This window comes from Micromonospora sp. R77, assembly GCF_022747945.1.
GTDB lineage: Bacteria > Actinomycetota > Actinomycetes > Mycobacteriales > Micromonosporaceae > Micromonospora.
Genome location: NZ_JALDST010000001.1, coordinates 1,430,446 through 1,454,115 on the forward strand (window position 1 = coordinate 1,430,446; position 23,670 = coordinate 1,454,115).

The following is a 23,670-nucleotide window of genomic DNA, read 5'->3' on the forward strand; positions in this document are numbered from 1 at the left end:
CCGGCAACGAGACCCGGAAAAGGGTACGCATACGCAGTTGAGGCCACCCCTTGCGGGGTGGCCTCAACTGGAATGTTTGTCCGGCGGTGTCCTACTCTCCCACACCCTCCCGAGTGCAGTACCATCGGCGCTGGAGGGCTTAGCTTCCGGGTTCGGAATGTAACCGGGCGTTTCCCCTCCGCCATGACCGCCGTAACTCTATGAACATATCAAAACACACCGGGCTGACTCACGGGTGTTCGCTCGTTCAGAGTTGCACAGTGGACGCGTAGCAGCTTCGTAGTCAAGTCCTCGGCCTATTAGTACCGGTCAACTGAACCCGTTACCGGGCTTACATTTCCGGCCTATCAACCCAGTCGTCTAGCTGGGGGCCTTACCCCACCAAAGTGGGTGGGATACCTCATCTTGAAGCGAGCTTCCCGCTTAGATGCTTTCAGCGGTTATCCCTTCCGAACGTAGCTAACCAGCCGTGCCCCTGGCGGGACAACTGGCACACCAGAGGTTCGTCCGTCCCGGTCCTCTCGTACTAGGGACAGCCCTTCTCAAGTATCCTACGCGCACGGCGGATAGGGACCGAACTGTCTCACGACGTTCTAAACCCAGCTCGCGTACCGCTTTAATGGGCGAACAGCCCAACCCTTGGGACCTGCTACAGCCCCAGGATGCGACGAGCCGACATCGAGGTGCCAAACCATCCCGTCGATATGGACTCTTGGGGAAGATCAGCCTGTTATCCCCGGGGTACCTTTTATCCGTTGAGCGACACCGCTTCCACTCGCAAGTGCCGGATCACTAGTCCCGACTTTCGTCCCTGCTCGACCTGTCAGTCTCACAGTCAAGCTCCCTTGTGTACTTGCACTCAACACCTGATTGCCAACCAGGCTGAGGGAACCTTTGGGCGCCTCCGTTACCCTTTAGGAGGCAACCGCCCCAGTTAAACTACCCACCAGACACTGTCCCTGAACCGGATAACGGTCCGAAGTTAGATACCCAAATCAACCAGAGTGGTATTTCAAGATTGCCTCCACCCATACTGGCGTATGGACTTCACCGGCTCCCACCTATCCTACACAAGCTAATTCGGATACCAATGTCAAGCTATAGTAAAGGTCCCGGGGTCTTTCCGTCCTGCCGCGCGTAACGAGCATCTTTACTCGTAATGCAATTTCGCCGGGCCTGTGGTTGAGACAGTGGGGAAGTCGTTACGCCATTCGTGCAGGTCGGAACTTACCCGACAAGGAATTTCGCTACCTTAGGATGGTTATAGTTACCACCGCCGTTTACTGGCGCTTAAGTTCTCCGCTTCGCTCGTGAGAGCTAACAGGTCCCCTTAACGTTCCAGCACCGGGCAGGCGTCAGTCCATATACATCGAATTACTTCTTCGCATGGACCTGTGTTTTTAGTAAACAGTCGCTTCCCCCTGCTCTCTGCGGCCATACAACGCTCCACCCGCGCGGGGCTTCACGTCTCCGGCCCCCCTTCTCCCTAAGTTACGGGGGCAATTTGCCGAGTTCCTTAACCACAGTTCGCCCGATCGCCTCGGTATTCTCTACCTGACCACCTGTGTCGGTTTGGGGTACGGGCCGCTAAGAACTCGCTAGAGGCTTTTCTCGGCAGCATAGGATCACTGACTTCACCTGAATCGGCTCGGCATCACGTCTCAGCCTACATGCACCGCGGATTTGCCTACGGTACGGCCTACACGCTTACCCCGGCACAACCACCGGCCGGGCTCAGCTACCTTCCTGCGTCACCCCATCGCTTGACTACTACCCGCCAGGTTCCCACGCTCCCCACCTTTGGTCCGAAGACCGCCGGCGGTTCGGGTGGTTAGCACAACGAGGTTCATCAGGGACGCTCTTTCGCGGGTACGGGAATATCAACCCGTTGTCCATCGACTACGCCTCTCGGCCTCGCCTTAGGTCCCGACTCACCCAGGGCGGATTAGCCTGGCCCTGGAACCCTTGGTCATCCGGCGGAAGGGTTTCTCACCCTTCTTTCGCTACTCATGCCTGCATTCTCACTCGTGCCGCGTCCACAACTAGGTCACCCCGTTGCTTCACCCCCGGCACGACGCTCCCCTACCCATCCACACACCTGCACGGCACATCAAGGCGCCGCGAGGTTGAAATGTGAATGCCACAGCTTCGGCGGTGTGCTTGAGCCCCGCTACATTGTCGGCGCGGAACCACTTGACCAGTGAGCTATTACGCACTCTTTAAAGGGTGGCTGCTTCTAAGCCAACCTCCTGGTTGTCTATGCGACCCCACATCCTTTTCCACTTAGCACACGCTTAGGGGCCTTAGCTGGTGATCTGGGCTGTTTCCCTCTCGACTACGAAGCTTATCCCCCGCAGTCTCACTGCCGCGCTCTCACTTACCGGCATTCGGAGTTTGGCTGATTTCGGTAAGCTTGTGGGCCCCCTAGACCATCCAGTGCTCTACCTCCGGCAAGAAACACGCGACGCTGCACCTAAATGCATTTCGGGGAGAACCAGCTATCACGGAGTTTGATTGGCCTTTCACCCCTAACCACAGGTCATCCCCCAACTTTTCAACGTTGGTGGGTTCGGCCCTCCACGCGGTCTTACCCGCGCTTCAGCCTGCCCATGGCTAGATCACTCCGCTTCGGGTCTAGAGCATGCGACTACAGAGCGCCCTATTCAGACTCGCTTTCGCTACGGCTCCCCCACACGGGTTAACCTCGCCACATGCCACTAACTCGCAGGCTCATTCTTCAAAAGGCACGCCGTCACCCCGCAAGGCTCCGACGGATTGTAGGCGAACGGTTTCAGGTACTATTTCACTCCCCTCCCGGGGTACTTTTCACCATTCCCTCACGGTACTCGTCCGCTATCGGTCACCAGGAAGTATTTAGGCTTACCAGGTGGTCCTGGCAGATTCACGGCAGATTTCAGGGGTCCGCCGCTACTCGGGAACACCCACAGAAGATCAGCAACTTTCACGTACCGGACTCTCACCGTCTACGGTCAGCCATTCCAGACTGTTCCGCTAGCCACTGACTTTGTAACTCCTCAAACGAGTGTCAGCTCGTTTCGCAGGGTCCCACAACCCCGACCACGCAACCCCTGACAGGTATCACACGCAGCCGGTTTAGCCTCAATCCGCTTTCGCTCGCCACTACTCACGGAATCACTATTTGTTTTCTCTTCCTACGGGTACTGAGATGTTTCACTTCCCCGCGTTCCCCCCATACACCCTATGTGTTCAGGTGCAGGTGACACCACATGACTGGTGCCGGGTTCCCCCATTCGGACACCCTGGGATCACAGCTTGGTTGACAGCTCCCCCAGGCCTATCGCGGCCTCCCACGTCCTTCATCGGCTCCTGGTGCCAAGGCATCCACCGTTCGCCCTTGACAACTTGACCACAAAGATGCTCGCGTCCACTGTGCAATTCTCAACAAACGACCAACCCACAACCCGACAGTCTCCCACCAGCCCGACGTCACCGCCGGCGGTATGAGAAACCAGGCCATGCCTGGCAGACTCCCGAAACCCACCATCGGGCTCCGCAGCAGTCTCCGAAAGAAACAACCAAAAGTTGTTCTTTCAGGACCCAACAGGGTGCTCTACGCCAGTCACCAGCCGCACCAGGACCAACCCGTTCCCACCACCCCGAAGAGCAGCTGTACTAGGAAGTCCCGGCCGTTGCCGGCGCCTGACTGACCAGTGTCTCCGCCATTCGAGCACCCCACCATCGCATTCGGACGGTGCGGGCTCCATGCCGTCTTTCGACGGATGGTGCTCCTTAGAAAGGAGGTGATCCAGCCGCACCTTCCGGTACGGCTACCTTGTTACGACTTCGTCCCAATCGCCAGCCCCACCTTCGACGGCTCCCTCCACAAGGGTTGGGCCACCGGCTTCGGGTGTTGCCGACTTTCGTGACGTGACGGGCGGTGTGTACAAGGCCCGGGAACGTATTCACCGCAGCGTTGCTGATCTGCGATTACTAGCGACTCCGACTTCACGGGGTCGAGTTGCAGACCCCGATCCGAACTGAGACCGGCTTTTTGGGATTCGCTCCACCTCACGGTATCGCAGCCCATTGTACCGGCCATTGTAGCATGCGTGAAGCCCTGGACATAAGGGGCATGATGACTTGACGTCATCCCCACCTTCCTCCGAGTTGACCCCGGCAGTCTTCGATGAGTCCCCGCCATAACGCGCTGGCAACATCGAACGAGGGTTGCGCTCGTTGCGGGACTTAACCCAACATCTCACGACACGAGCTGACGACAGCCATGCACCACCTGTGACCGCCCCCGAAGGACCCCCCATCTCTGGAGGTTTTGCGGCCATGTCAAACCCAGGTAAGGTTCTTCGCGTTGCATCGAATTAATCCGCATGCTCCGCCGCTTGTGCGGGCCCCCGTCAATTCCTTTGAGTTTTAGCCTTGCGGCCGTACTCCCCAGGCGGGGCGCTTAATGCGTTAGCTGCGGCACAGGGAACCGGAGAGGCCCCCCACACCTAGCGCCCAACGTTTACAGCGTGGACTACCAGGGTATCTAATCCTGTTCGCTCCCCACGCTTTCGCTCCTCAGCGTCAGTATCGGCCCAGAGACCCGCCTTCGCCACCGGTGTTCCTCCTGATATCTGCGCATTTCACCGCTACACCAGGAATTCCAGTCTCCCCTACCGAACTCTAGCCTGCCCGTATCGACTGCAGGCCCGCGGTTGAGCCGCGGGTTTTCACAGTCGACGCGACAAGCCGCCTACGAGCTCTTTACGCCCAATAAATCCGGACAACGCTCGCGCCCTACGTCTTACCGCGGCTGCTGGCACGTAGTTGGCCGGCGCTTCTTCTGCAGGTACCGTCACTTACGCTTCGTCCCTGCTGAAAGAGGTTTACAACCCGAAGGCCGTCATCCCTCACGCGGCGTCGCTGCATCAGGCTTCCGCCCATTGTGCAATATTCCCCACTGCTGCCTCCCGTAGGAGTCTGGGCCGTGTCTCAGTCCCAGTGTGGCCGGTCGCCCTCTCAGGCCGGCTACCCGTCGTCGCCTTGGTAGGCCATCACCCCACCAACAAGCTGATAGGCCGCGAGCCCATCCCAGGCCGAAAAACTTTCCACCAAAAGACATGCGTCCAAAGGTCGTATTCGGTATTAGCCCCCGTTTCCGAGGGTTATCCCAAAGCCTAGGGCAGGTTGCTCACGTGTTACTCACCCGTTCGCCGCTCGAGTACCCCGAAGGGCCTTTCCGCTCGACTTGCATGTGTTAAGCACGCCGCCAGCGTTCGTCCTGAGCCAGGATCAAACTCTCCAACAAAAACTTGTTGAAAAAATGTCCCGACAACAAAAGTGTTGCCAAAGGAATCCCCACCAGCCAGACCTCCGAAAAGGACCGACCAGTGCGGGGTATAAAACAATTGGCACTGGCTTATCAAGCACCCTGTTGAGTTCTCAAAGAACAACCACACACCAACCGGAAGCTCCACTCGGTGGAACCCCCGTCTGGGGCAACCCCTCAAACTTACCCGGTCCTACTTTCGCTGTCAACCTCGTTGCCGAGGCGATCAACTTGGTGGCCCGATTCCACGCTGACGCACGCCGTATCTGGCGGTCGTTTCTGTCGTGGGAAGCGGCAGACCGGCCGGTCGCCGCTTTCGCGGCCACCCGCCCGGCTCCCTGCCGGCTTTCGAACTCTACCCGGTCGGCTTCGCGATCGCAACCCCGTGTTTGTCGGAGCGTGTCGCACCACCCGGATCCTCAGTCTCGCTCGGCGTCTCCGCCACGAGCCTGGCGCCCGCTCTCGGCCGGTTTGTCCGGCCTCCCGCGTGCAGAGAGAAAGTTACGCGGACGTTCGTCGGAAGGCAAATCAACATCCGTCACTACGCCGTCGGACGGTGCCTAGCCGGTTATCGGACGGCGGACAACCACCGTCGGTGGGAACCGCCGAGGTCGCCGCCGTGCCAGAGTGTCTGGCATGGATGACGTGTCCCGGTTCCCGGCGGCGACGCTCGCCGAGGAGACACTGCTCGGGCTCCTCCTGCCGTTCTGGCAGCTGGTGATCGGGGCCTTCGTGCTCTTCGTCGTCCTGGCCTCGGTCGGGCGGTTGCTCCGTCGGGGTCCCTCCCGGATGACGACCGCCCTGCTGATCACTGCCGCCGCCATCGCCGGCTTCACCGTGGTCGGGGTGCTGCTCGAGAGCTGAGCCGCTCAGAGCCGCCGATTGGCGAGGCTCGGCAACTCGCTCCGGATCGTCCCGAGCCGGTCCAGGTCCAGGTCCGCGACCGCGAGCCCCGCCCCGTCGGGGACCTGGGTCAGCACGAGACCCCACGGGTCGACGACCATGCTGCGGCCGAAGCAGGTCCGCCCCGGCTCGTGGTCCCCGGTCTGGCCGGCCGCCGCGACGAAACACTGGTTCTCGATCGCCCGGGCCCGCAGCAGGACCTCCCAGTGGTCCCGGCCGGTGTGCATCATGAACGCCGCCGGCACGACGATCAGCTGGGCCCCACCGTCCGTCGCGAGCTGTCGGTACAGCTCGGGGAAACGCAGGTCGTAACAGATCGACAGGCCGACCCGCAGACCCTCGACGTCCACCACCACCGGCTGCTCACCGGGCGCCACGGTCGCCGACTCCAGGTAGGACACCCGGCCGGGGATCTCCACGTCGTACAGGTGGATCTTGCGGTAGCTGGCGGCGAGCGTGCCGGTGCGGTCGAAGACCAGCGACGTGTTCCAGGTGTGCTCGGGGTCGGGGCCGGCCTCGTGGAACGAGCCGGCGATCACCCAGATCCCCAGCCGGCGGGCGACCTCGGCGAAGAACTGCCCCACCACGCCGTCGACCGGTTCCGGGGCCGGCATGCCGTCGGCCGGGCCGAGGTAGTCGACGTACTCCGGGAGGACCGCGAGATCGGCGCCCGCCGCGGCGGCCCTGACCAGCAGGGCCTCGGCGGCGGCGAGGTTCGCCGCACGGTCGTCGCGGGCGTTGAGCTGGCAGACGGCGACACGCATGTCGATCAGCGTACGGGTGGAGCAGGAGCGGCGACAGGGGCTCAGCCGCCCCGACGCTCGTCGACGACCCCGGACACGCCGACGGCGCCCGGGGTGACCCGGACGCCGTCGAGGTGAGGACTCAGGCGGATTTCTCCTCGCGGTCCCGCCGGGCCCGACGGCCGGTGAACTCACGGGGAACGATGGTGGGATTCACGTTCTCCAGCACCACCTCGCGGGTGATGAGGACCCGGGCGGCGTCCGGGTTGCTCGGCACCTCGTACATCACGGAGAGGAGGACCTCTTCCATGATCGCGCGGAGACCACGGGCACCGGTGCCGCGGAGCATGGCCTGGTCGGCGATCGCCTCCAGCGCCGGCGGCTCGAACTCCAGCTCGACGCCGTCGAGCTCGAAGAGGCGCTGATATTGCCGGACCAGGGCGTTGCGCGGCTCGGTCAGGATCCGCACCAGCGCGGAACGGTCGAGGCTCCGCACGTTGGTGATGACCGGGAGCCGGCCGATGAACTCCGGGATCAGCCCGAACTTGAGCATGTCCTCCGGCATGACCTGGCTGAAGATGTCGTCGGTGGACCGCTCCGAGACCGACCGGAGCCGGGCGCCGAAACCGGTGCCGCCGTGACCCGTGCGGGACTCGATGATCTGGTCCAGGCCGGCGAAGGCACCGCCGCAGATGAAGAGCACGTTGGTGGTGTCGATCTGGATGAACTCCTGGTGCGGGTGCTTGCGCCCGCCCTGCGGCGGCACGTTGGCGACCGTGCCCTCGAGCATCTTCAGCAGCGCCTGCTGGACACCCTCGCCGGAGACGTCCCGGGTGATCGACGGGTTCTCCGACTTACGGGCGATCTTGTCGACCTCGTCGATGTAGATGATGCCGGTCTCGGCGCGCTTGATGTCGTAGTCCGCGGCCTGGATGAGCTTGAGGAGGATGTTCTCCACGTCCTCGCCGACGTAGCCCGCCTCGGTGAGGGCGGTCGCGTCGGCGATCGCGAACGGGACGTTGAGCATCCGCGCCAGGGTCTGCGCCAGGTGCGTCTTGCCGCACCCCGTCGGCCCGAGCAGGAGGATGTTCGACTTGGCCAGCTCGACGGCGTCGCTGCCGGAACCCGGCGCGCCGGCCGCCTCGGCCTGGATCCGCTTGTAGTGGTTGTAGACCGCGACGGCGAGCGCCTTCTTGGCCTGGTCCTGGCCCACCACGTAGTTGTCGAGGAACTGGCAGATCTCCATCGGCTTGGGAAGCTCTTCCCACTTCACCTCGCCGGACTCGGCCAGCTCCTCCTCGATGATCTCGTTGCACAGGTCGATGCACTCGTCACAGATGTAGACCCCAGGGCCCGCGATGAGCTTCTTGACCTGCTTCTGCGACTTGCCGCAGAAGGAGCACTTGAGTAGGTCGCCGCCGTCACCGATCCGTGCCACCTACGTTCTCCCTGCACTCGTCGGCCGGAGCGCCGGCCCTGACCTGCGGGCGCCGAGCGCCCGTCCGTCTTGTTGTCACCCCGTCGGTCCGACCCGGCAGAGCGGTACAGACCCGACGTTACCCGCTGGCGGAGGTTTCTCCGACCCCCAAAACGGGTGTGTCAGAGGTCGGCCGGGAACGCCATCCACGGCCGACCTCCGACCACTGCTGCTCAGCTGGCGGCGTTCGCCGCCAACAGGCCCTTCTTACGGCTGTTCAGGATCGTGTCGACCAGCCCGTACTCCTTGGACTCCTCGGCCGTCATGATCTTGTCACGGTCGATGTCCTTGCGGACCTGCTCGATCGGGCGGTTGCAGTGCCTGGAGAGCATGTCCTCCAGCTGGGTCCGCATCCGCAGGATCTCCCGGGCCTGGATCTCGATGTCCGAGCCCTGCCCGTAGCCGCCCTCGGTGGCCGGCTGGTGGATGATGATCCGCGAGTTCGGCAGGGCCATCCGCTTGCCCGGCGTGCCGGCGGCGAGCAGCACCGCGGCGGCGCTGGCCGCCTGACCCAGGCAGACCGTCTGGATGTCCGGCCGGACGTACTGCATGGTGTCGTAGATCGCCGTCATCGCGGTGAAGGAACCACCCGGCGAGTTGATGTACATGATGATGTCGCGGTCCGGGTCGGTGCCCTCGAGCGTCAGCAGCTGCGCCATCACGTCGTTGGCCGACGCGTCGTCCACCTGGACGCCGAGGAAGATGATCCGGTCCTCGAAGAGCTTGTTGTAGGGGTTGGACTCCTTCACCCCGTACGACGTGCGCTCGACGAACGACGGCAGGACGTAGCGGTTGTGCACGGCCGCGAACTGGGGCGGCAAACTCAGGTCGGTCATCGTCAGCTCCTCAGCTCAGGGTCCCGGCGCCTTCCGGAACCTGGGTGGCTCCGGTGATCACCTTGTCGATGAAGCCGTAGTCCATGGCCTCCTGGGCGGTGAACCAACGGTCCCGGTCGGAGTCCGCCTCGATCTCCGCCGCGGTCCGGCCGGTGTGGTGCGCGACCCGCTCCTGGAACATCCGCTTGGTGTAGAGCATCTGCTCCGCCTGGATGGCGATGTCGGCGGCCGTGCCGCCCATGCCGCCGGACGGCTGGTGCATCATGATCCGCGCGTGGGGCAGGGCGTACCGCTTGCCCTTGGTGCCCGCGCAGAGCAGCAGCTGGCCCATCGAGGCCGCCATGCCCATCGCCACGGTCGAGACGTCGTTGTCGATGAACTGCATGGTGTCGTAGATCGCCATGCCGGAGTAGACCGAGCCACCCGGCGAGTTGATCCAGAGGTTGATGTCGCGGTCCGGGTCCTCCGCGGCCAGCAGCAGCAGCTGCGCGCAGATGCGGTTGGCGACCTGGTCGGTCACCTCGCTGCCCAGGAAGATGATCCGTTCCTTGAGCAACCGGTTGTAGACCGAGTCGTCGAGGTTGCCAATGGAATCGCCACCTCGAGCCTCGATCGCCCGCAGCGGCTTCGCTGGGATGTGCATGTCGGTCATGGCAGCCCTTCGCTCTCCGTACCGTCCTACCCGACACTAACCGCTCGGGCAGGGCGCGTACTCCCGGTCGGGGCACTGTTCGCTCTCAGCGCAGCTGGCCGAAAGGCGTACCCGAGAAAGGGTTTCGGCCGCCGTCCACCGCGAGCGGCGGACGGCGGCCGTCCCGACGATCAGTGCTCGTGGTTGTGCTCGGCCTCGCTCTGCTCACGCAGCGCGTCGAGGCTGACCTCGTTGCCGGCCGAGTCCTTGATCTTGACCTTCTCCATCACCGCGGCCAGCGCCTTGCCCCGGCGGACGTCGCCGAAGACGGCGGCCGCCGCGCCCGAGCGGACCAGCTGGTCGTAGTACTGCTGCGGCTGCATCCCGGCGCGCTGGGCGCGGTGGACGATCTCGTGGCCGAACTCGTCGTCGGAGACCTGGACGTCCTCGGCGTCGGCGAGCGTGTCCAGCAGCAGCTGGATCTTGACGCCGTCGGTGGCCGCCTCGGTCAGCTCGGCGTCGATCTGCTCCTCGGTCTTCTCCTCGGCGGCGAGGTATTCCTCCAGGGAGGCACCGATCCGCTCGAGCTGGTCGACCATGGCCGCCTTGCGGCTCTCGACCTCCTCCTTGACGACACCCTCCGGCGCCGGCACCTCGGCGGCGGCGACCATCTGCTCCAGGGCCTTGTCCCGGGCGGCGTAGATCTGCTCGACCCGCTTGCCCCGGGTGACCCGCTCGCGCACGTCGTTCCGCAGCTCTTCGATGGTGTCGAACTCGCTCGCCATCTGGGCGAAGTCGTCGTCCAGCTCCGGCAGCTCCTTCTCCTTGACCGTCCGGACGGTCACCGCGACGTCGGCGTCCCGGCCGGCGTAGTCGCCGCCCACGAGCTGGGTGGTGAAGGTGGTGCTGTCACCGGCGGCGAGACCGACCAGGGCCTCGTCCAGCCCCGGCAGGAGCTGCTTGCTGCCGACCTCGTGCGAGATGTTGCTCGCCTGGCCGCCCGGCACGTCCTCGCCGTCGACGGTGGCGTTCAGGTCGATCTGCACGTAGTCGCCCTCGGCGGCGGCCCGCTCGACGGTCTTCAGGGTGGCGAACCGCTCGCGCAGGTTCTTCACCTGCTCGTCGATCTCGCTCTCGTCGATCTGCAGCTCGTCCACGGTCACCTCGATGGTGGCCGGGTCCGGCAGGGTGATCTCGGGCCGGACGTCGACCTCGGCGGTGAAGTTCAGCGAGTCACCGTCGTTGAACTCGGTGATCTCGACCTCCGGACGACCGAGGGTCTTCAGGTCGTGCTCCCGGACCGCGGCGAGGATGTTCTGCGGGATGGCCTCCTGCACCGCCTCGTTGAGGACGGTGCCCCGGCCCACCCGCTGGTCGATCACGGCCGCCGGCACCTTGCCCCGGCGGAAGCCGGGCACCTGGACCTGCGAACCGATCTCCCGGTACGCCTTCTTGAGGCTCGGCTCGAGCTCGACGAACGGCACCTCGATGGCGAGCCGCACGCGCGTCGGGCTCAGAGTCTCGACGGTGCTCTTCACAGGCGTACTCCTTGACGGATCTCAGTTGAGTCTGGGCGTGATTGCGCGCATCGAGTGTAGGCGAGCCGGGCTGCTGCCTCGGCAGCGCCCGGGTACCGCGCGGAAAAAACGGCGGTTCCCGGGGTGACCCGGCCGCGGACGACAGTCGGGGTGGCGGGATTTGAACCCACGGCCCCTCGCTCCCAAAGCGAGTGCGCTACCAAGCTGCGCCACACCCCGTGGCGACGAGAAGTGTAAGCCGTCCGCACCCCTGCCGGGCCCACCGGGGCGCGCGACGCGGGACGAGGCGGAGATGACGGCGCACGCGGCGGGCCGGGGGTCGCGTGGGACGGGCTGCGCGGGGCGGCGGCGGATTGGGTACGCTGTCGGCGCGCCCTGCGGACCGTGGGGTGCTCGCGGGCGTAGCTCAATGGTAGAGCTTCAGTCTTCCAAACTGACTACGCGGGTTCGATTCCCGTCGCCCGCTCCACGCACGAAGGCGCAGGTCAGGCCGGCGCCGGCCGGCAGCGCCGGATCGAAACGGGTTGACCCGTCCCGCGGGCGGGCCTGAGGCTGACCGGATGGGGACCGCCATCCGCAACATCGCCTTCGACTGCGCCGACCCGTACGCCCTGGCGTACTTCTGGGCCGGGGTCTTCGACTGCCCCGTCGACCCGGAGCACCAGCCCGACGACGAGGAAGTGGCCATCGCGCAGCCCGGCGGCCCCTGGCTCTATTTCCAGCGGGTGCCGGAGCCGAAGCGCGGGAAGAACCGGGTGCACGTCTGCCTCCGACCCGACGTGCTCCGCGATCAGGAGGTCGAGCGGCTCCGCGCGCTCGGGGCCACCGTCGTCGCCGACCACCGGAACCCGGACGGCAGCGGCTGGGTCGTGCTGGCCGACCCGGAGGGCAATGAGTTCTGCGTGCTGCGCAGCGACGCCGAGCGCCGGACGACCGGATAGGCCGGCCGGACGCCGTCCGCGCGACGGGGTCGGCGGGGCTGCGTACGATGCGGGCCGGCATCCCCTCGTGCGGCGGAGGTAGCGACGGATGGCAGGCCAGCAGGACGGTTTCGCCCTCGGCGTCGACCTCGGCACCTCCAACACGGTGGCCGTGCTGCGCTGGCCCGACGGGCGGACCCGCCCGCTGCTCGTGGACGGGCAGCCGATCCTCCCCTCCGGCGTGTACGCCGACGCCGACGGGCACCTGCACGTGGGCCGGGACGCGCAGCGGCTGGCCCAGGCCGACCCGGACCGGTACGAGCCGAACCCGAAGCGCCGGATCGACGAGCCGGAGATCCGGCTCGGTGACCGTGGGCACGCCCCCGCCGAACTCCTCGCCGCCGTGCTGTTCGCCGTCGCCGAGGCGGCGGTCGGTGCGGTCGGCTTCCTGCCACCGGCGGTGGTCACCTGCCCCGCCACCTGGGACGCCGACCGTCGGCGGGTGCTCGCCGACGCGCTGTCGCTGGCCGGTTGGCCGTCGGCGGCCGAGCACACCATGTCCGGCCCCACGCCGGTCGGCACCCGACTGCTGCGCGAGCCGGTGGCCGCCGCCCGCTACTACACCGAGGTGCTGCGGCGGCCGGTGCCGGTCGGTGGCGCGATCGCGGTCTTCGACTTCGGCGGCGGCACCCTGGACGTCGCCGTGGTACGCAACGACGGGGCCGACCCGTGGGGCGACTCCGGCTTCACCGTCATCTCCTGCGGGGGCCTCGACGACCTCGGTGGGCTCGACGTCGACACGGCCCTGGTCGCGCTCCTCGGCGAACGGATCGCCGCCGAGCACCCGGCCGAGTGGGCCCGGCTGACCGAGCCGGAGAGCGCCGGCCAGTGGCGGGACCGGCTCCGGTTCGCCGAGAACGTCCGGGGCGCGAAGGAGATGCTCTCCCGGACCACGGTGGCGCCGGTGGCCGTACCGGGGGTGGAGGCGGTGGTCACGCTCAGCCGCCAGGACCTGGAAGGGATCGCCACGCCGCTGCTGGCCCGGGCGGTCGCCGAGACCCGCCGGGTGGTCGCCGCCGCCGGGCTGACGCCCGAGCAGCTCGCCGGACTGTTCCTGGTGGGTGGCTCGTCGCGGATGCCGCTGGTGGCCCGGCTGCTCCACGCCGAGCTGGGCGTCGCACCGACCGTGCTGGAGCAGCCCGAGCTGCCGGTCGCCGAGGGCGCGCTGACCGACCTGCCGCTGCGCCGCCCCCGCCCGACGCACCCCCTGGTCCCGCCGTCGGCCCCCGCCGCGACGATGCCGGAGGCGGGTGCCACTCCCCCGGTGTCCGGTGCGCCGGCCCCCGGGCCCGCGAGCACGCTCGCGTCGCGCCCACCCCGGCGTGCCGGGCCAGGCGGACGGCGGGCCCTGGGCAGCGGACCAGGGTGCCGCCGGGATGGTGCCCCGACAGGCGGGGGTCCCCGGGGTGACGGCCACCGCGGCGGCACCGACCTGGCCCGCCGCTCCCCAGCCACCCGCGGGCCGGCCCGGCACCGCGCCGGGAACGCCACCGGGCTGGCCGGGTGCCGCACCGGGAGCGCCACCGGGCTGGCCGGGCCCGGGGCAGGGTCAGCCCCAAGGCGGGCCGGGCGCACCGCAGGGCCCACCGGCCGGTGGGGCGGCCGTACCTCCGGGTGGGGCGGCCGGCTGGCCCGGCGTACCCCCGCAGGGGCCGACGGCCGGCGGCCGGCGACGCGCGCTGTGGATCTCGCTCGGCGCGGTCGCGGCCCTGGCCGGCGTGGCCGTCGCGGCCCTGTTCTGGTTCACCCGGGACCGCCACCCCGAGCTGGACTTCCACACCGTCGCCGAGGTCAGGCGGATCCCGGCGGGCGCGGAACGCCCGGCGGACATGTTCACCGCGATCGTCGGCGACCGGGCCTACCTGGCGTATCCGCGCGACGACAACCGGCTGGAGGTGGTCGCGGCCGACGCCGCCACCGGCAAGGAGCTGTGGCGGCGGCAGAGCGCCGCGACCGCCGACCGGTGGGACCGGATCGTCGCGCTGCCCGGCGGGGTGGCGCTCTTCGCCGACGCCGCCGGCACCAGCACCACCCGCGAGCTGGAGGTGCTGGACGCCACCTCCGGCGGGCAGCGCTGGCACCGCCCGGTGTACGGCGACGACGAACTGCTGGTCAGCGGCGACGCGGCGGTCCTGGTCGACCGGACCGGGAAGCGGCTGGTCGGCCTCGACCCGCGCACCGGCGCCGAGCGGTGGGTACGGGCCGACCCCCAGGACGAGTACGGCAACTCCCGCACCAGCGTGCACCTGGTGCACAGCGCGGAAGGAATGGCCGGGCCGGGCTTCGCCGACGGCGCGTCCCGGGACCCCGGCGCGGACGACACCGGCCGGCTGGTGCAGGTCAGCGCGGACCGCTCGGTCCGGTTGATCGACATGACCGGGGGCGGTGAGGTGCGCCGCCGGACCAACGTCGCCCGTCCGGACGACCTGGTCGTCGCGTACGAGGACCGGTTGTACGTGGCGGGCGACGACGGTCGGCTGCTCGCGTACGACCTGGGCAGCCTCGCCGAGCCCCGGGTGCTCTACACCGCGCCGGACGACGAGCACCGCACCCGGGACCTGGTGCCGTGCGGCGAACACCGCGCCTGCCTGCTGGAGGTAAGGGGTGCCGACCAGTCCACGGCCGAGGTGGTGGCCGCCGCCGAGGGCAAGAAGGCGGAACGCTGGTCGGCACCGGGCGCGGACCATCTGGTGCCGGTCGGCGACGCGGTGCTGGCCACCCGGACGTACCCCGACCCGGCGGTCACCCTCTTCGGGGCGGACGGGAAGCGGCTGCTCGACGCGCGGGACGGCGTGGCCGTCCGGCTCGACGCCGGCAACCTGCTGGTCTTCGCCGAGGCGCTGGGCAGCGGTGAGGACAACCGGAGCGTCGCCGGGGTGGGCGCCGCCTCCGGCCAGGTGGCGGAGCTCGGGCAGCTCAAGGGGGTACGCGGCGCGTCCTGCTCGTGGAACACCTCGGTGATCGCCTGCGGCGCCCAACAGGACTTCGTCCTGTACCGGTTCGCCGACGCCTGACCGACCGGGCCCGAGCGGCCCGGAGCCGGCCGGTTCGTCGTTTTCGTCCGGGGCACCGGGGGCCGGACGGACGGATGAACCGGGCCCGGCCGGGTAAGCGGGGCCGGTCCTGGTGGAGTGACGACCGGAGCCGCGGGCGGGCGGCACACGCCGACCCGCCCGCGGGTGCCGGACCTCAGTTGCCGGTGACCCAGTTCCAGGCCGTCATGACCCACTCGGTCTGCTGGAGATAGGCGACGCCGACGCCGGCGAGGAAGAGCGCGGTCACCAGGTGGGCGCCCCGGGCACTGCGCCGGACCCGACCGAGCTGCCGCTCCAGCACCAGCCGGCCGATCAGGCGGGCCAGGGCGAAGAGGCCGACCGCGGTGAGCAGGCTCAGCACGAAGGTCAGCAGCGGAGCGCCGAGATTGCCCCGCCCGGAGATCGCCCAGACCCCCCAGCAGACGAAGGCGAACAGGCCACCGGCCGCGCTCCACTCCCCGCCGCGGCGCAGCTGGGCCAGGTGCCAGCTCATCGGCCGGCGCGGCGCCGAGTCCGCCGACCAGTCGTTCGGGTCGACCGCCGGGAACTGCTCGGTACGCGGGGTCCGGCGCGACTGGCCCACGGTGGCCACACCCCGGCGGAACGCGTCCCGCTGCGCCGGCACCCCGACACCGGGCTGCGGCGGCACCTCGACGGTGCGCTCGGCCCACGGCTGGGTCTGGTCCGCCATCTCGATTCCTCCCCCTGACCGACGACCGGCCTCCGTTCCGAGGGTAACGAGCCGGCAAATCGGTCGCCGACCCCGACCATGATGGGTTACACACATCCGATGACCGACGTGGTGGTGCCCCGGGCCGAGGACTTCGACGAGATCGCCGGGCTGCTCGGCCTGGCCTTCCACGAGACGCTCGACCCCGAGCTGCTGGCGGTGGAGCGCGCCGTCTTCGAGCCGGAGCGTTGCCTGCTGGTCCGCGACGGGACGACGGCAGTGGCCCATGCCGGGGCGTTCAGCCGCGACCTGGCGGTGCCCGGCGGGAGCGTACCGGCGGCGCACGTGACGATGGTCTCGGTCGTGCCGACGCACCGGCGACGGGGGCTGCTCAGCGGGCTCATGCGCCGGCAGCTGCGGGAGATCCACGACGCCGGCCGGGAACCGGTCGCGGTGCTCTGGGCCAGCGAGGGCCGGATCTACCCCCGGTTCGGCTACGGGCTGGCCGCGCAGGGCCTGACGTTCCGCTGCGCGACCACCGAGCTGCGCCTGCCGGAGCCCGGGTCCGCACCCGGCACGCTGCGCCTGGACCGCCCGGCCGTGCACCAGGCCGAGCTGGCCCGGCTGTACGACCGGGTCCGCGCCGGGCGCCCCGGCTGGTCGAGCCGGGACGAGCACTGGTGGGGGTACGTCCTCGCCGACGTCAGGAGCCGACGGAACGGGGCCACCGAGCGGCGGGTGCTGCTGCACGAGGGACCGGACGGGCTCGACGGGTACGCGCTCTACCGCACCACCGACGACTGGGACGCCGACGGCCCCCGGGGCGAGGTCCGGGTCGACGAGGTGGTCACCGCCGACGCCGGGGCGTACCTGGCGCTGTGGCGGCTGCTGCTCTCGGTCGACCTGACCCGGCGGCTGAGCTACCGCGGGGCGGTGGACGAGCCGCTGCTGCGGCTGGTGAACGAACCCCGCCGGCTCGGTGGCCGGCTCACCGACACCCTCTGGGTACGCGTCGTCGACGTCCCCGCCGCGCTGGCCGCCCGGCGCTATGCCACCGAACTGGACGTGGTGGTCGAGGTGACCGACGAGCTGCTGCCGGAGAACACCGGCCGGTGGCGACTCGCCGGCGGACCGGCGGGTGCCACCTGCACGGCCACCACCGAGCCGGCCGGCCTCGCCTGCGACGTGCGCTGCCTCGGCGAGCTGTATCTGGGCGGGACCGGCCTCGGTGCGCTCGCCGCCGCCGGCCGGGTCCGGGAGCTGCGCCCCGGCACGCTCGCCGCCGCCGGGCCGGCCTTCGGCTGGCACCGCGCCCCGGCCGCCATGGACGTCTTCTGACCGGTACGGTCGATGGATGGTGGGTGATGCGGAGCGACGGCGACGCCGGCTGCGGCACCACGGCGACAGCGGGCACACCGCTCGGGACGCCGACGGGGTGAGCGCGACCACGTCCGGCGTGCACGACGACGACAGCGCCCGGTCACGTGCCACCGGGCGCACCGAGCCGGAACCGGTGGAGCCGCGCGTGCGGCGTACCGCCGGGGACGAGGGCGACCGGGGGCTGCGGGGCCTGGTCGGCTCCGGGTCGTCACAGGTGGGGGTGACCGCCGCGCTGCGCGCCCGGGACGCCGCCCGACCGACCGAGCAGGACCTGGCCGAGGCCGAGGCACGCCTGGTCATCGTGCGTCGCAACTGGGTGCCCCGGAGGACCTCCCCCGCTCCGGCCGCTGACCGGCGGTCCCGCACCCGGTCGGGCGGTGCCCGGGCCGCTGGCGGCGGTGCGGGCCGGCCCACGGCCACGGCCCGGCGGGCGGGGCGGCCCGTGCGGACCGCCCCGGCGTCGGGGGTCAGGCCGGCAGGTCGGGGAGCCGGCGGCTCTGCTCGTAGGAGGCGACCTGGTCGATCCGGCGGGAGTGCCGCGGGTTGCCGGAGAACGGCGTGGTCAGGAAGGCCTCCACCAGGGCCGTCGCCTCGTCCAGGGTGTGCTGGCGGGCGCCCACCGCGACGACGTTGGCGTCGTTGTGCTCCCGGGCGAGCTGCGCGGTGTCGATGTTCCAGGCGAGCGCCGCGCGCACCCCGGCGACCTTGTTGGCGGCGATCTGCTCGCCGTTGCCGGAGCCGCCGATGACCACCCCGAGGCTGCCCGGGTCGCCGACCACCCGGTCACCGGTGTGCAGGCAGAACGCCGGGTAGTCGTCGTCCGGGTCGAAGGCGTGCGGGCCGACGTCGACCACCTCGTAACCCTGCTTGGCCAGGTGGTTGGCCAGGTGCACCTTCAGCTCGAAACCGGCGTGGTCGGATCCCAGATAGACGCGCATACCGCGCAGTCTGACAGGCCCGCCTCCGTACCGGCGCGCGGGCGGCGGCACGGAGGCGGATTCGTCACAGCTCAGTGCGCGACCTCGGCGACGACCAGGCCGCCGCGGGCCTTCGGGGTGAACCAGGTGCTCTTGCGCGGCATCTTCTCCCGCGCCAGGTTCACCGCGACGAAGTCGTCCACGGTCACCGGGGCGATCAGCACGGCCAGCTCCGCCCGGCCCGCGTCGACCTCACCGGTCAGCCAGCTCGCCGGGTAGTCGCCGCCCACGTAGGTGATCCGCTTGTCGCCCGGGTCGAGGCCGAGCGCGTCCCGCAGCAGCAGCCGCTCCACCAGGGCGTGGTCGAGGTTCTCCAACCGGCCGCCGGCGAGGTGCGGCAGGGTCACCGCGTACCCCTGGCCGGCGAGGTGGAGGTGGACGGTGCCGCCGGCCGCCGGGACCTCGACCGGGCCGGCGACCGGGGTGACCTCCGCGCCCGCGGCGCGGAGCCGGTCCAGCAGCTCGTCCGGGGTGCTGGTCAGCTCGCCGACCAGCCGGTTGTACGGCTGGATGGCCACCGACGCCGGCGTGGTGATCACGGACAGGAAGCGCGGCAGGCCACCGGTCTGCGCGGCCAGGCTGCGGTGGTTGCCGTCGGCCACCACCAGCTCGCCGCCGCCGGCCAGGGCGGTCAGCTCGTCCTGCTCCGGGCCGGGGCCGAGCAGCCAGATGGCGTGCGTACGCCCCGACTGGTCGACGTCCGTGGCGGCGGGCGCGCCGGCCGACTCGGTCGCCGCGGCGAGGGCGGCGTGCAGCGCGTCGCCGCTCCCGGTCTGCAGCAGCAGGACGGGCGAGAGCAGGTGTCCGAGCGCCTCCGCGAGGGCCACCCGCTCCCGCACCTTGGCGATGAACACGTCCTCGTTGCGGATCACCAGGCCGGGCTCGTCGGCGCTGGTGGAGATCTGGTCGGTGTCGACCATCGCCCACAGCCCGTACGCGGTCTCCTCGCCGGGCGCGCTGATCCGGTAGAGCACCACGACCTGCTCGGCCGGGGTGTAGCTGCCGTCGGCCTTCGCCTCGGCGAGCCGGGCCACCGCGTCGGGCAGCGCGTCGAGGAAGGACTTCCCGAGGCTCTCCGGTGCCCGGTGCGGCATCTCGATGCCGAGAGCACTGTGCGGGTTCGCCTCGATGATCGCGGTGATCTCCGCGTCGTCGGCGAACTCGTCGTAGTTCTGCGCGCCGGTGCCGCCAGTGGTGATCCAGGCCCGGGCGATCGGATGCACGACCGTCATGCCCACCGACGCTACCCGGGTCCACCTGTTGAAAGCAGGGACCCCCGGCCACACCGGGCGGGTCGGTTCAGGCGCGGTCGGCCGGGGCGCGGGTCGGGCGGTGCCGGCCGGTGGACGCGGCGAAGCGTACGGTCGTCGCGGCGGGCGGGCTCATCCGGGAGGTGGCCACCACCCGGGCGACACCGACCACGATCGGGGGCGCCAGCAGGTCGGCCATCTCGGCGGGCAGGGCGGGCCGGACGGCCGGCCAGTCCGCCTCGGCCACGGACCAGTACGTCGCACCGGAGTCCCCGGTCGCCGGCTGCAGCGGCGCGTCGTCGGACGTACGGCGGTGCTTACCCATGGGAATGCCTCCTCCGAGCTGCCATGGCGCGGTCCCGCGGACCACTGGCGCGGACACCCGGAGAAACGAGCCCCGCGCCACCGGGGTGACGCGGGGCTCGCGGTGCCGGCAGGCTTCCCGCCGCCGGTCAGTCGAACCTGCTGCCGCTCACTCGAAGATGGGGCCGAGGGTGCGGGAGCGCTTGAGCTCGTAGAAGCCGGGCGTGCCGGCGACCAGCAGGACGCCGTCCCAGAGCCGGCCGGCCGCCTCACCCTTCGGGGCCGGGGTGATCACCGGGCCGAAGAAGGCGACCGGGTCGCCGTCCGGGCCCGGGGCGTGGATCACCGGGGTGCCGACGTCGGTGCCGACCGGCCGCATGCCCGCCTCGTGGCTGGCCCGCAGCGCCTCGTCGTACGCGGTGGTGTCGGCGGCGTCGGCGAGCGCCGGGTCCAGGCCGGTGTCGGTGAGCGCGCCGACCAGCATGTCCCGGCCGAGCGCCTCCTTGCCGAGGTGGATCCGGTTGCCCATCGCGGTGTAGAGCTTCGCCACGGCCTCCGGGCCGTGCGCCTGCTCGACGGCGATGCAGACCCGCACCGGGCCCCACCCGTTCCGCATCAGTTCCTGGTACTGCTGGGGCAGGTCGTCGCGGCCCTCGTTGAGCACCGCGAGGCTCATCACGTGGAACCGGATGTCCACCGGGCGGACCTGCTCGACCTCCAACAGCCAGCGGGAGGTGATCCAGGCCCACGGGCAGAGCGGGTCGAACCACATGTCCACGGCGACACGTTCGGTCACGGTGCATCCCTTCACGATGTCGAGCGCCGGGACACCGGCGCGTTCCTCCTGACGATCCTCACCCCGGACGGCATCGACCGGCACGGGAATGAGAGCGTGACCTCGACCACCGGAGGTGCCGGTGCATGGAAGACTCGGTTTCGGACCGGCTGTCACGAGCGGGCCGGCGAGGCCGGTGCCGCCGGGGCGGCGCGAGTGGGATGGAGACGAACAGTGCCGGGAGTGCGCAACCTGACCCAGGTGGAGGCCACCGAGCGGGCCCGCCTGCTCGAGGTGACCGGGTATGACATCAGCCTGGATCTGTCGACCGCCGTGCAGGCCGAGGGCCGCACCTTCCGTTCCCGGACGGAGGTCGGTTTCCGCTGCGCCGAGCCCGGCGCGGCGACCTTCATCGAGGTGGCCGCCGAGTCGGTCCGGTCGGCGACGCTCAACGGCGCCCCCGTCGACCTGTCCGGCTGGTCGGCCGAGAAGGGCCTCGCGCTCACCGGCCTGGCCGCCGAGAACACCCTCGTGGTGGAGGCCGACTTCGCCTACTCCAACAGTGGGCAGGGCCTGCACCGCACCGTGGACCCGGTCGACGGGGAGACCTACCTCTACAGCCAGTTCGAGACGGCGGACGCGCAGCGGGTCTACGCCTGTTTCGACCAGCCCGACCTGAAGAGCGTCTACACCTGGCACGCCACCGTCCCCGAGCACTGGCGGGTGGTCTCCAACATGCCGGTGGAGCGCGAGGAGGCGGCCGGCGAGGGGCTGAAGGCCGTCCACTTCGTCCCCTCGGCGCGGATGAGCACCTACATCACGGCGCTCTGCGCCGGGCCGTACCACGAGGTGCGGGACAGCCACGACGGCATCGACCTGGGCGTCTTCTGCCGCGCGTCGATGGCGCAGTACCTGGACTCGGGCGACCTGTTCCTGGTCACCAAGCAGGGTTTCGACTTCTTCCACGAGCAGTTCGGGGTGCGCTACCCGCTGCCCAAGTACGACCAGCTCTGGGTGCCGGACTTCAACGCCGGCGCGATGGAGAACTTCGGCTGCGTGACGCACGCCGAGTCGCACTACATCTTCCGCTCCCAGGTCACCGACTTCGAGTACGAGCAGCGGGCCAACACGATCCTGCACGAGCTGGCCCACATGTGGTTCGGTGACCTGGTCACCATGCGCTGGTGGAACGACCTGTGGCTGAACGAGTCGTTCGCCGAGTGGGCCAGCCACTGGTGCAACACCCACGCCACCCGGTTCTCCGAGGCGTGGACGACCTTCCTGTCGATCCGCAAGAACTGGGGTTACCGGCAGGACCAGCTCTCCTCCACCCACCCGGTCTACTGCGAGATGCCGGACCTGGAGGCGGTCGAGGTCAACTTCGACGGCATCACCTACGCCAAGGGCGCCAGCGTGCTCAAGCAGCTCGTCGCGTACGTGGGCGAGGAGCCGTTCCTGGCCGGCCTGCGGGCATACTTCGGCAAGCACGCCTGGGGCAACGCCACCTTCGACGACCTGCTGTCGGAGCTGGAGACCGCCTCCGGCCGGGAGCTGCGCAAGTTCGCCGCGCAGTGGCTGGAGACCGCGCAGGTCAACACGCTGCGCCCGGAGGTGGGCATCGCCGCGGACGGCACGTACGAGCGCGTGCTGGTCCGCCAGGAGGCACCGGCCGGACACCCGACGCTGCGGACCCACCGGATCGGCGTGGGCCTCTACGACCTGGCCGACGGCCGGCTGGTGCGCCGGGAGCGGATCGAGGTGGACGTGACCGGCGAGCAGACCGAGCTGTCGGTGCTGCACGGCAAGCCGGCCGCCGACGTGCTGCTGCTCAACGACGACGACCTGACGTACACGAAGCTGCGGCTGGACGAGCGGTCCATGGCGACCGTGGTGCAGCACATCGCCGGCTTCGAGTCGTCGCTGGCCCGGGCCCTGTGCTGGACCGCCGCCTGGGACATGACCCGGGACGCGGAACTCGCCGCCCGCGACTACGTCGCGCTGGTGCTGGCCGGCCTGCCCGCCGAGACCGACATCAACCTGGTCACCGCCACCCTGCGACAGGCGGCCACCACGCTGACCTTCTACGCCGACCCGACGTGGGCGCCGACCGGCTGGACCGAGCTGGCCCGGACGGCGCGGACGGCCCTCGCGGCGGCCGAGCCGGGCAGCGGCTTCCAGCTGGCCTGGGCCCGGGCGTACGCCGCCGCGGCCCGCTCGGCGGAGGACCTGGCGACGCTGCGCGGCTGGCTGAACTCCGGCGAGGTGCCGGCCGGGCTGACCGTGGACACCGAGCTGCGCTGGACGGTGCTCCAGGCGCTGGTGGCGAACGGGGCGGCGGGGGCCGCCGAGGTGGAGGCCGAGCTGGCCGGGGACCGCACGACGAGCGGCGAGCGGGAGGCCGCGTACGCGCACGCGCTGGTGCCGACGGTGGAGAACAAGGCGGCGGTGTGGGCGGAGCTCACCGGCCCGGAGGCGCTGCCGAACTGGCGCAACCGGGCGCTGCTGCAGGGCCTCACCCACCCGGCGCAGGTGGAGCTCACCGCGCCGTACCGGGAGAAGTACTTCGCCGCCGTCGGCGAGGTGTGGGCGCGCCGGGACAGCGAGCCGGCGCAGGAGTTCGCGCAGCTCGCCTACCCGGCGGAGCTGGTGGACGACGACACGGTGGCGGCCACCGACGCGTGGCTGGCCCAGGAGGGGCACCCGGCGTCGCTGCGGCGGCTGGTCGCCGAGGGCCGCGACGGCGTGGTACGGGCCCTGAAGGCCCGCGCCAAGGACGCCCGGAGCGCCTGACCAAGGGGTACGCGGCCCGGGGCCGGCGTGGGCAGAGCCCGCGCCGGCCCCGGGCCGTCATCTGAGGCGGG

General features: G+C 69.5%; 15 protein-coding genes, 2 tRNA genes, 3 rRNA genes and 2 pseudogenes. 8 read left to right on the forward strand and 14 right to left on the reverse strand.

The window, feature by feature from the left end:
* Positions 1-78: 78 nt before the first annotated feature.
* The 3 genes from rrf to MRQ36_RS06435 form a co-directional block, all read right to left on the reverse strand.
* Positions 79-195: ribosomal RNA gene (rrf, locus tag MRQ36_RS06425) — 5S ribosomal RNA — on the reverse strand.
* Between the two features lie 84 nt (positions 196-279).
* Positions 280-3,390, reverse strand: a 23S ribosomal RNA gene (locus tag MRQ36_RS06430).
* Positions 3,391-3,775: 385 nt separating this feature from the next.
* Positions 3,776-5,290, reverse strand: a 16S ribosomal RNA gene (locus tag MRQ36_RS06435).
* The 16S, 23S and 5S rRNA genes sit together here, the layout of an rRNA operon.
* A 657-nt stretch (positions 5,291-5,947) precedes the next feature.
* On the opposite strand from MRQ36_RS06435, the gene MRQ36_RS06440 reads away from it, so the two are divergent.
* Positions 5,948-6,175, forward strand: a complete 228-nt coding sequence (locus tag MRQ36_RS06440; RefSeq protein ID WP_242793785.1) for a hypothetical protein — start codon at positions 5,948-5,950, stop codon at positions 6,173-6,175.
* Positions 6,176-6,180: 5 nt separating this feature from the next.
* Here MRQ36_RS06440 and MRQ36_RS06445 read toward each other — a convergent pair whose 3' ends face one another.
* From MRQ36_RS06445 to MRQ36_RS06470, 6 genes are all read right to left on the reverse strand, one after another.
* Entirely contained in the window at positions 6,181-6,978 is a 798-nt protein-coding gene (locus tag MRQ36_RS06445; protein WP_242793787.1) for a carbon-nitrogen hydrolase family protein, read from the reverse strand.
* 121 nt (positions 6,979-7,099) lie between these two features.
* On the reverse strand, positions 7,100-8,395 hold the full coding sequence (gene clpX, locus MRQ36_RS06450) for an ATP-dependent Clp protease ATP-binding subunit ClpX (protein WP_242793789.1): 1,296 nt from the start codon (positions 8,393-8,395) through the stop codon (positions 7,100-7,102).
* A gap of 212 nt (positions 8,396-8,607) precedes the next feature.
* On the reverse strand, positions 8,608-9,270 hold the full coding sequence (locus MRQ36_RS06455; RefSeq protein WP_242793791.1) for an ATP-dependent Clp protease proteolytic subunit: 663 nt from the start codon (positions 9,268-9,270) through the stop codon (positions 8,608-8,610).
* Positions 9,271-9,280: 10 nt separating this feature from the next.
* Entirely contained in the window at positions 9,281-9,922 is a 642-nt protein-coding gene (locus tag MRQ36_RS06460) for an ATP-dependent Clp protease proteolytic subunit (protein ID WP_242793793.1), read from the reverse strand.
* 170 nt (positions 9,923-10,092) lie between these two features.
* Entirely contained in the window at positions 10,093-11,439 is a 1,347-nt protein-coding gene (gene tig / locus MRQ36_RS06465; protein ID WP_242793795.1) for a trigger factor, read from the reverse strand.
* A gap of 145 nt (positions 11,440-11,584) precedes the next feature.
* Positions 11,585-11,658, reverse strand: a tRNA-Pro gene (locus tag MRQ36_RS06470).
* Between the two features lie 176 nt (positions 11,659-11,834).
* Between MRQ36_RS06470 and MRQ36_RS06475 the strand changes: the two genes are divergently transcribed.
* The 4 genes and pseudogenes from MRQ36_RS06475 to MRQ36_RS06490 all read left to right on the forward strand — a co-directional run bounded on the left by MRQ36_RS06475 (position 11,835) and on the right by MRQ36_RS06490 (position 15,433).
* Positions 11,835-11,908: transfer RNA gene (locus MRQ36_RS06475), tRNA-Gly, on the forward strand.
* A gap of 91 nt (positions 11,909-11,999) precedes the next feature.
* Positions 12,000-12,380: a VOC family protein gene (locus tag MRQ36_RS06480; RefSeq protein ID WP_242793797.1), complete on the forward strand. Its 381-nt coding sequence runs from the start codon at positions 12,000-12,002 to the stop codon at positions 12,378-12,380.
* Between the two features lie 88 nt (positions 12,381-12,468).
* Positions 12,469-13,524, forward strand: a pseudogene (locus tag MRQ36_RS06485) (Hsp70 family protein); the annotation flags it as partial.
* Positions 13,525-14,137: 613 nt separating this feature from the next.
* Positions 14,138-15,433 carry a PQQ-binding-like beta-propeller repeat protein gene (locus MRQ36_RS06490; protein ID WP_242793799.1) on the forward strand — a complete coding sequence of 432 codons (1,296 nt, stop codon included), beginning with the start codon at positions 14,138-14,140 and terminating at the stop codon, positions 15,431-15,433.
* Between the two features lie 175 nt (positions 15,434-15,608).
* Here the strand turns inward: MRQ36_RS06490 and MRQ36_RS06495 are convergent, their stop codons facing one another.
* Entirely contained in the window at positions 15,609-16,145 is a 537-nt protein-coding gene (locus MRQ36_RS06495) for a hypothetical protein (protein WP_242793801.1), read from the reverse strand.
* Between the two features lie 99 nt (positions 16,146-16,244).
* Here MRQ36_RS06495 and MRQ36_RS06500 point away from each other — a divergent pair, with 99 nt between their 5' ends.
* Together MRQ36_RS06500 and MRQ36_RS06505 are read left to right on the forward strand one after the other, a co-directional pair.
* Positions 16,245-17,462, forward strand: a complete 1,218-nt coding sequence (locus tag MRQ36_RS06500) for a GNAT family N-acetyltransferase (RefSeq protein ID WP_242793803.1) — start codon at positions 16,245-16,247, stop codon at positions 17,460-17,462.
* A 19-nt stretch (positions 17,463-17,481) separates the two neighbouring features.
* Positions 17,482-17,841: pseudogene (locus tag MRQ36_RS06505) on the forward strand (hypothetical protein); the annotation flags it as partial.
* 130 nt (positions 17,842-17,971) lie between these two features.
* On the opposite strand, the gene MRQ36_RS06510 reads toward MRQ36_RS06505, so the two are convergent.
* The 4 genes from MRQ36_RS06510 to MRQ36_RS06525 form a co-directional block, all read right to left on the reverse strand.
* Entirely contained in the window at positions 17,972-18,442 is a 471-nt protein-coding gene (locus MRQ36_RS06510) for a ribose-5-phosphate isomerase (protein ID WP_242793805.1), read from the reverse strand.
* Between the two features lie 71 nt (positions 18,443-18,513).
* Entirely contained in the window at positions 18,514-19,713 is a 1,200-nt protein-coding gene (locus MRQ36_RS06515; protein WP_242793807.1) for a DUF1015 family protein, read from the reverse strand.
* A 67-nt stretch (positions 19,714-19,780) separates the two neighbouring features.
* Positions 19,781-20,056 (reverse strand): hypothetical protein, encoded by a 276-nt coding sequence (locus tag MRQ36_RS06520; protein WP_242793809.1) that lies wholly within the window; start codon positions 20,054-20,056, stop codon positions 19,781-19,783.
* A 147-nt stretch (positions 20,057-20,203) separates the two neighbouring features.
* A complete protein-coding gene (locus tag MRQ36_RS06525) occupies positions 20,204-20,830 on the reverse strand; it encodes a DsbA family protein (protein ID WP_242793811.1) in 627 nt (208 codons plus the stop codon).
* A 222-nt stretch (positions 20,831-21,052) separates the two neighbouring features.
* Here MRQ36_RS06525 and pepN point away from each other — a divergent pair, with 222 nt between their 5' ends.
* Complete coding sequence (gene pepN / locus MRQ36_RS06530; protein ID WP_242793814.1) at positions 21,053-23,599, forward strand: aminopeptidase N; 2,547 nt, start codon at positions 21,053-21,055, stop codon at positions 23,597-23,599.
* Positions 23,600-23,670 lie beyond the last annotated feature (71 nt).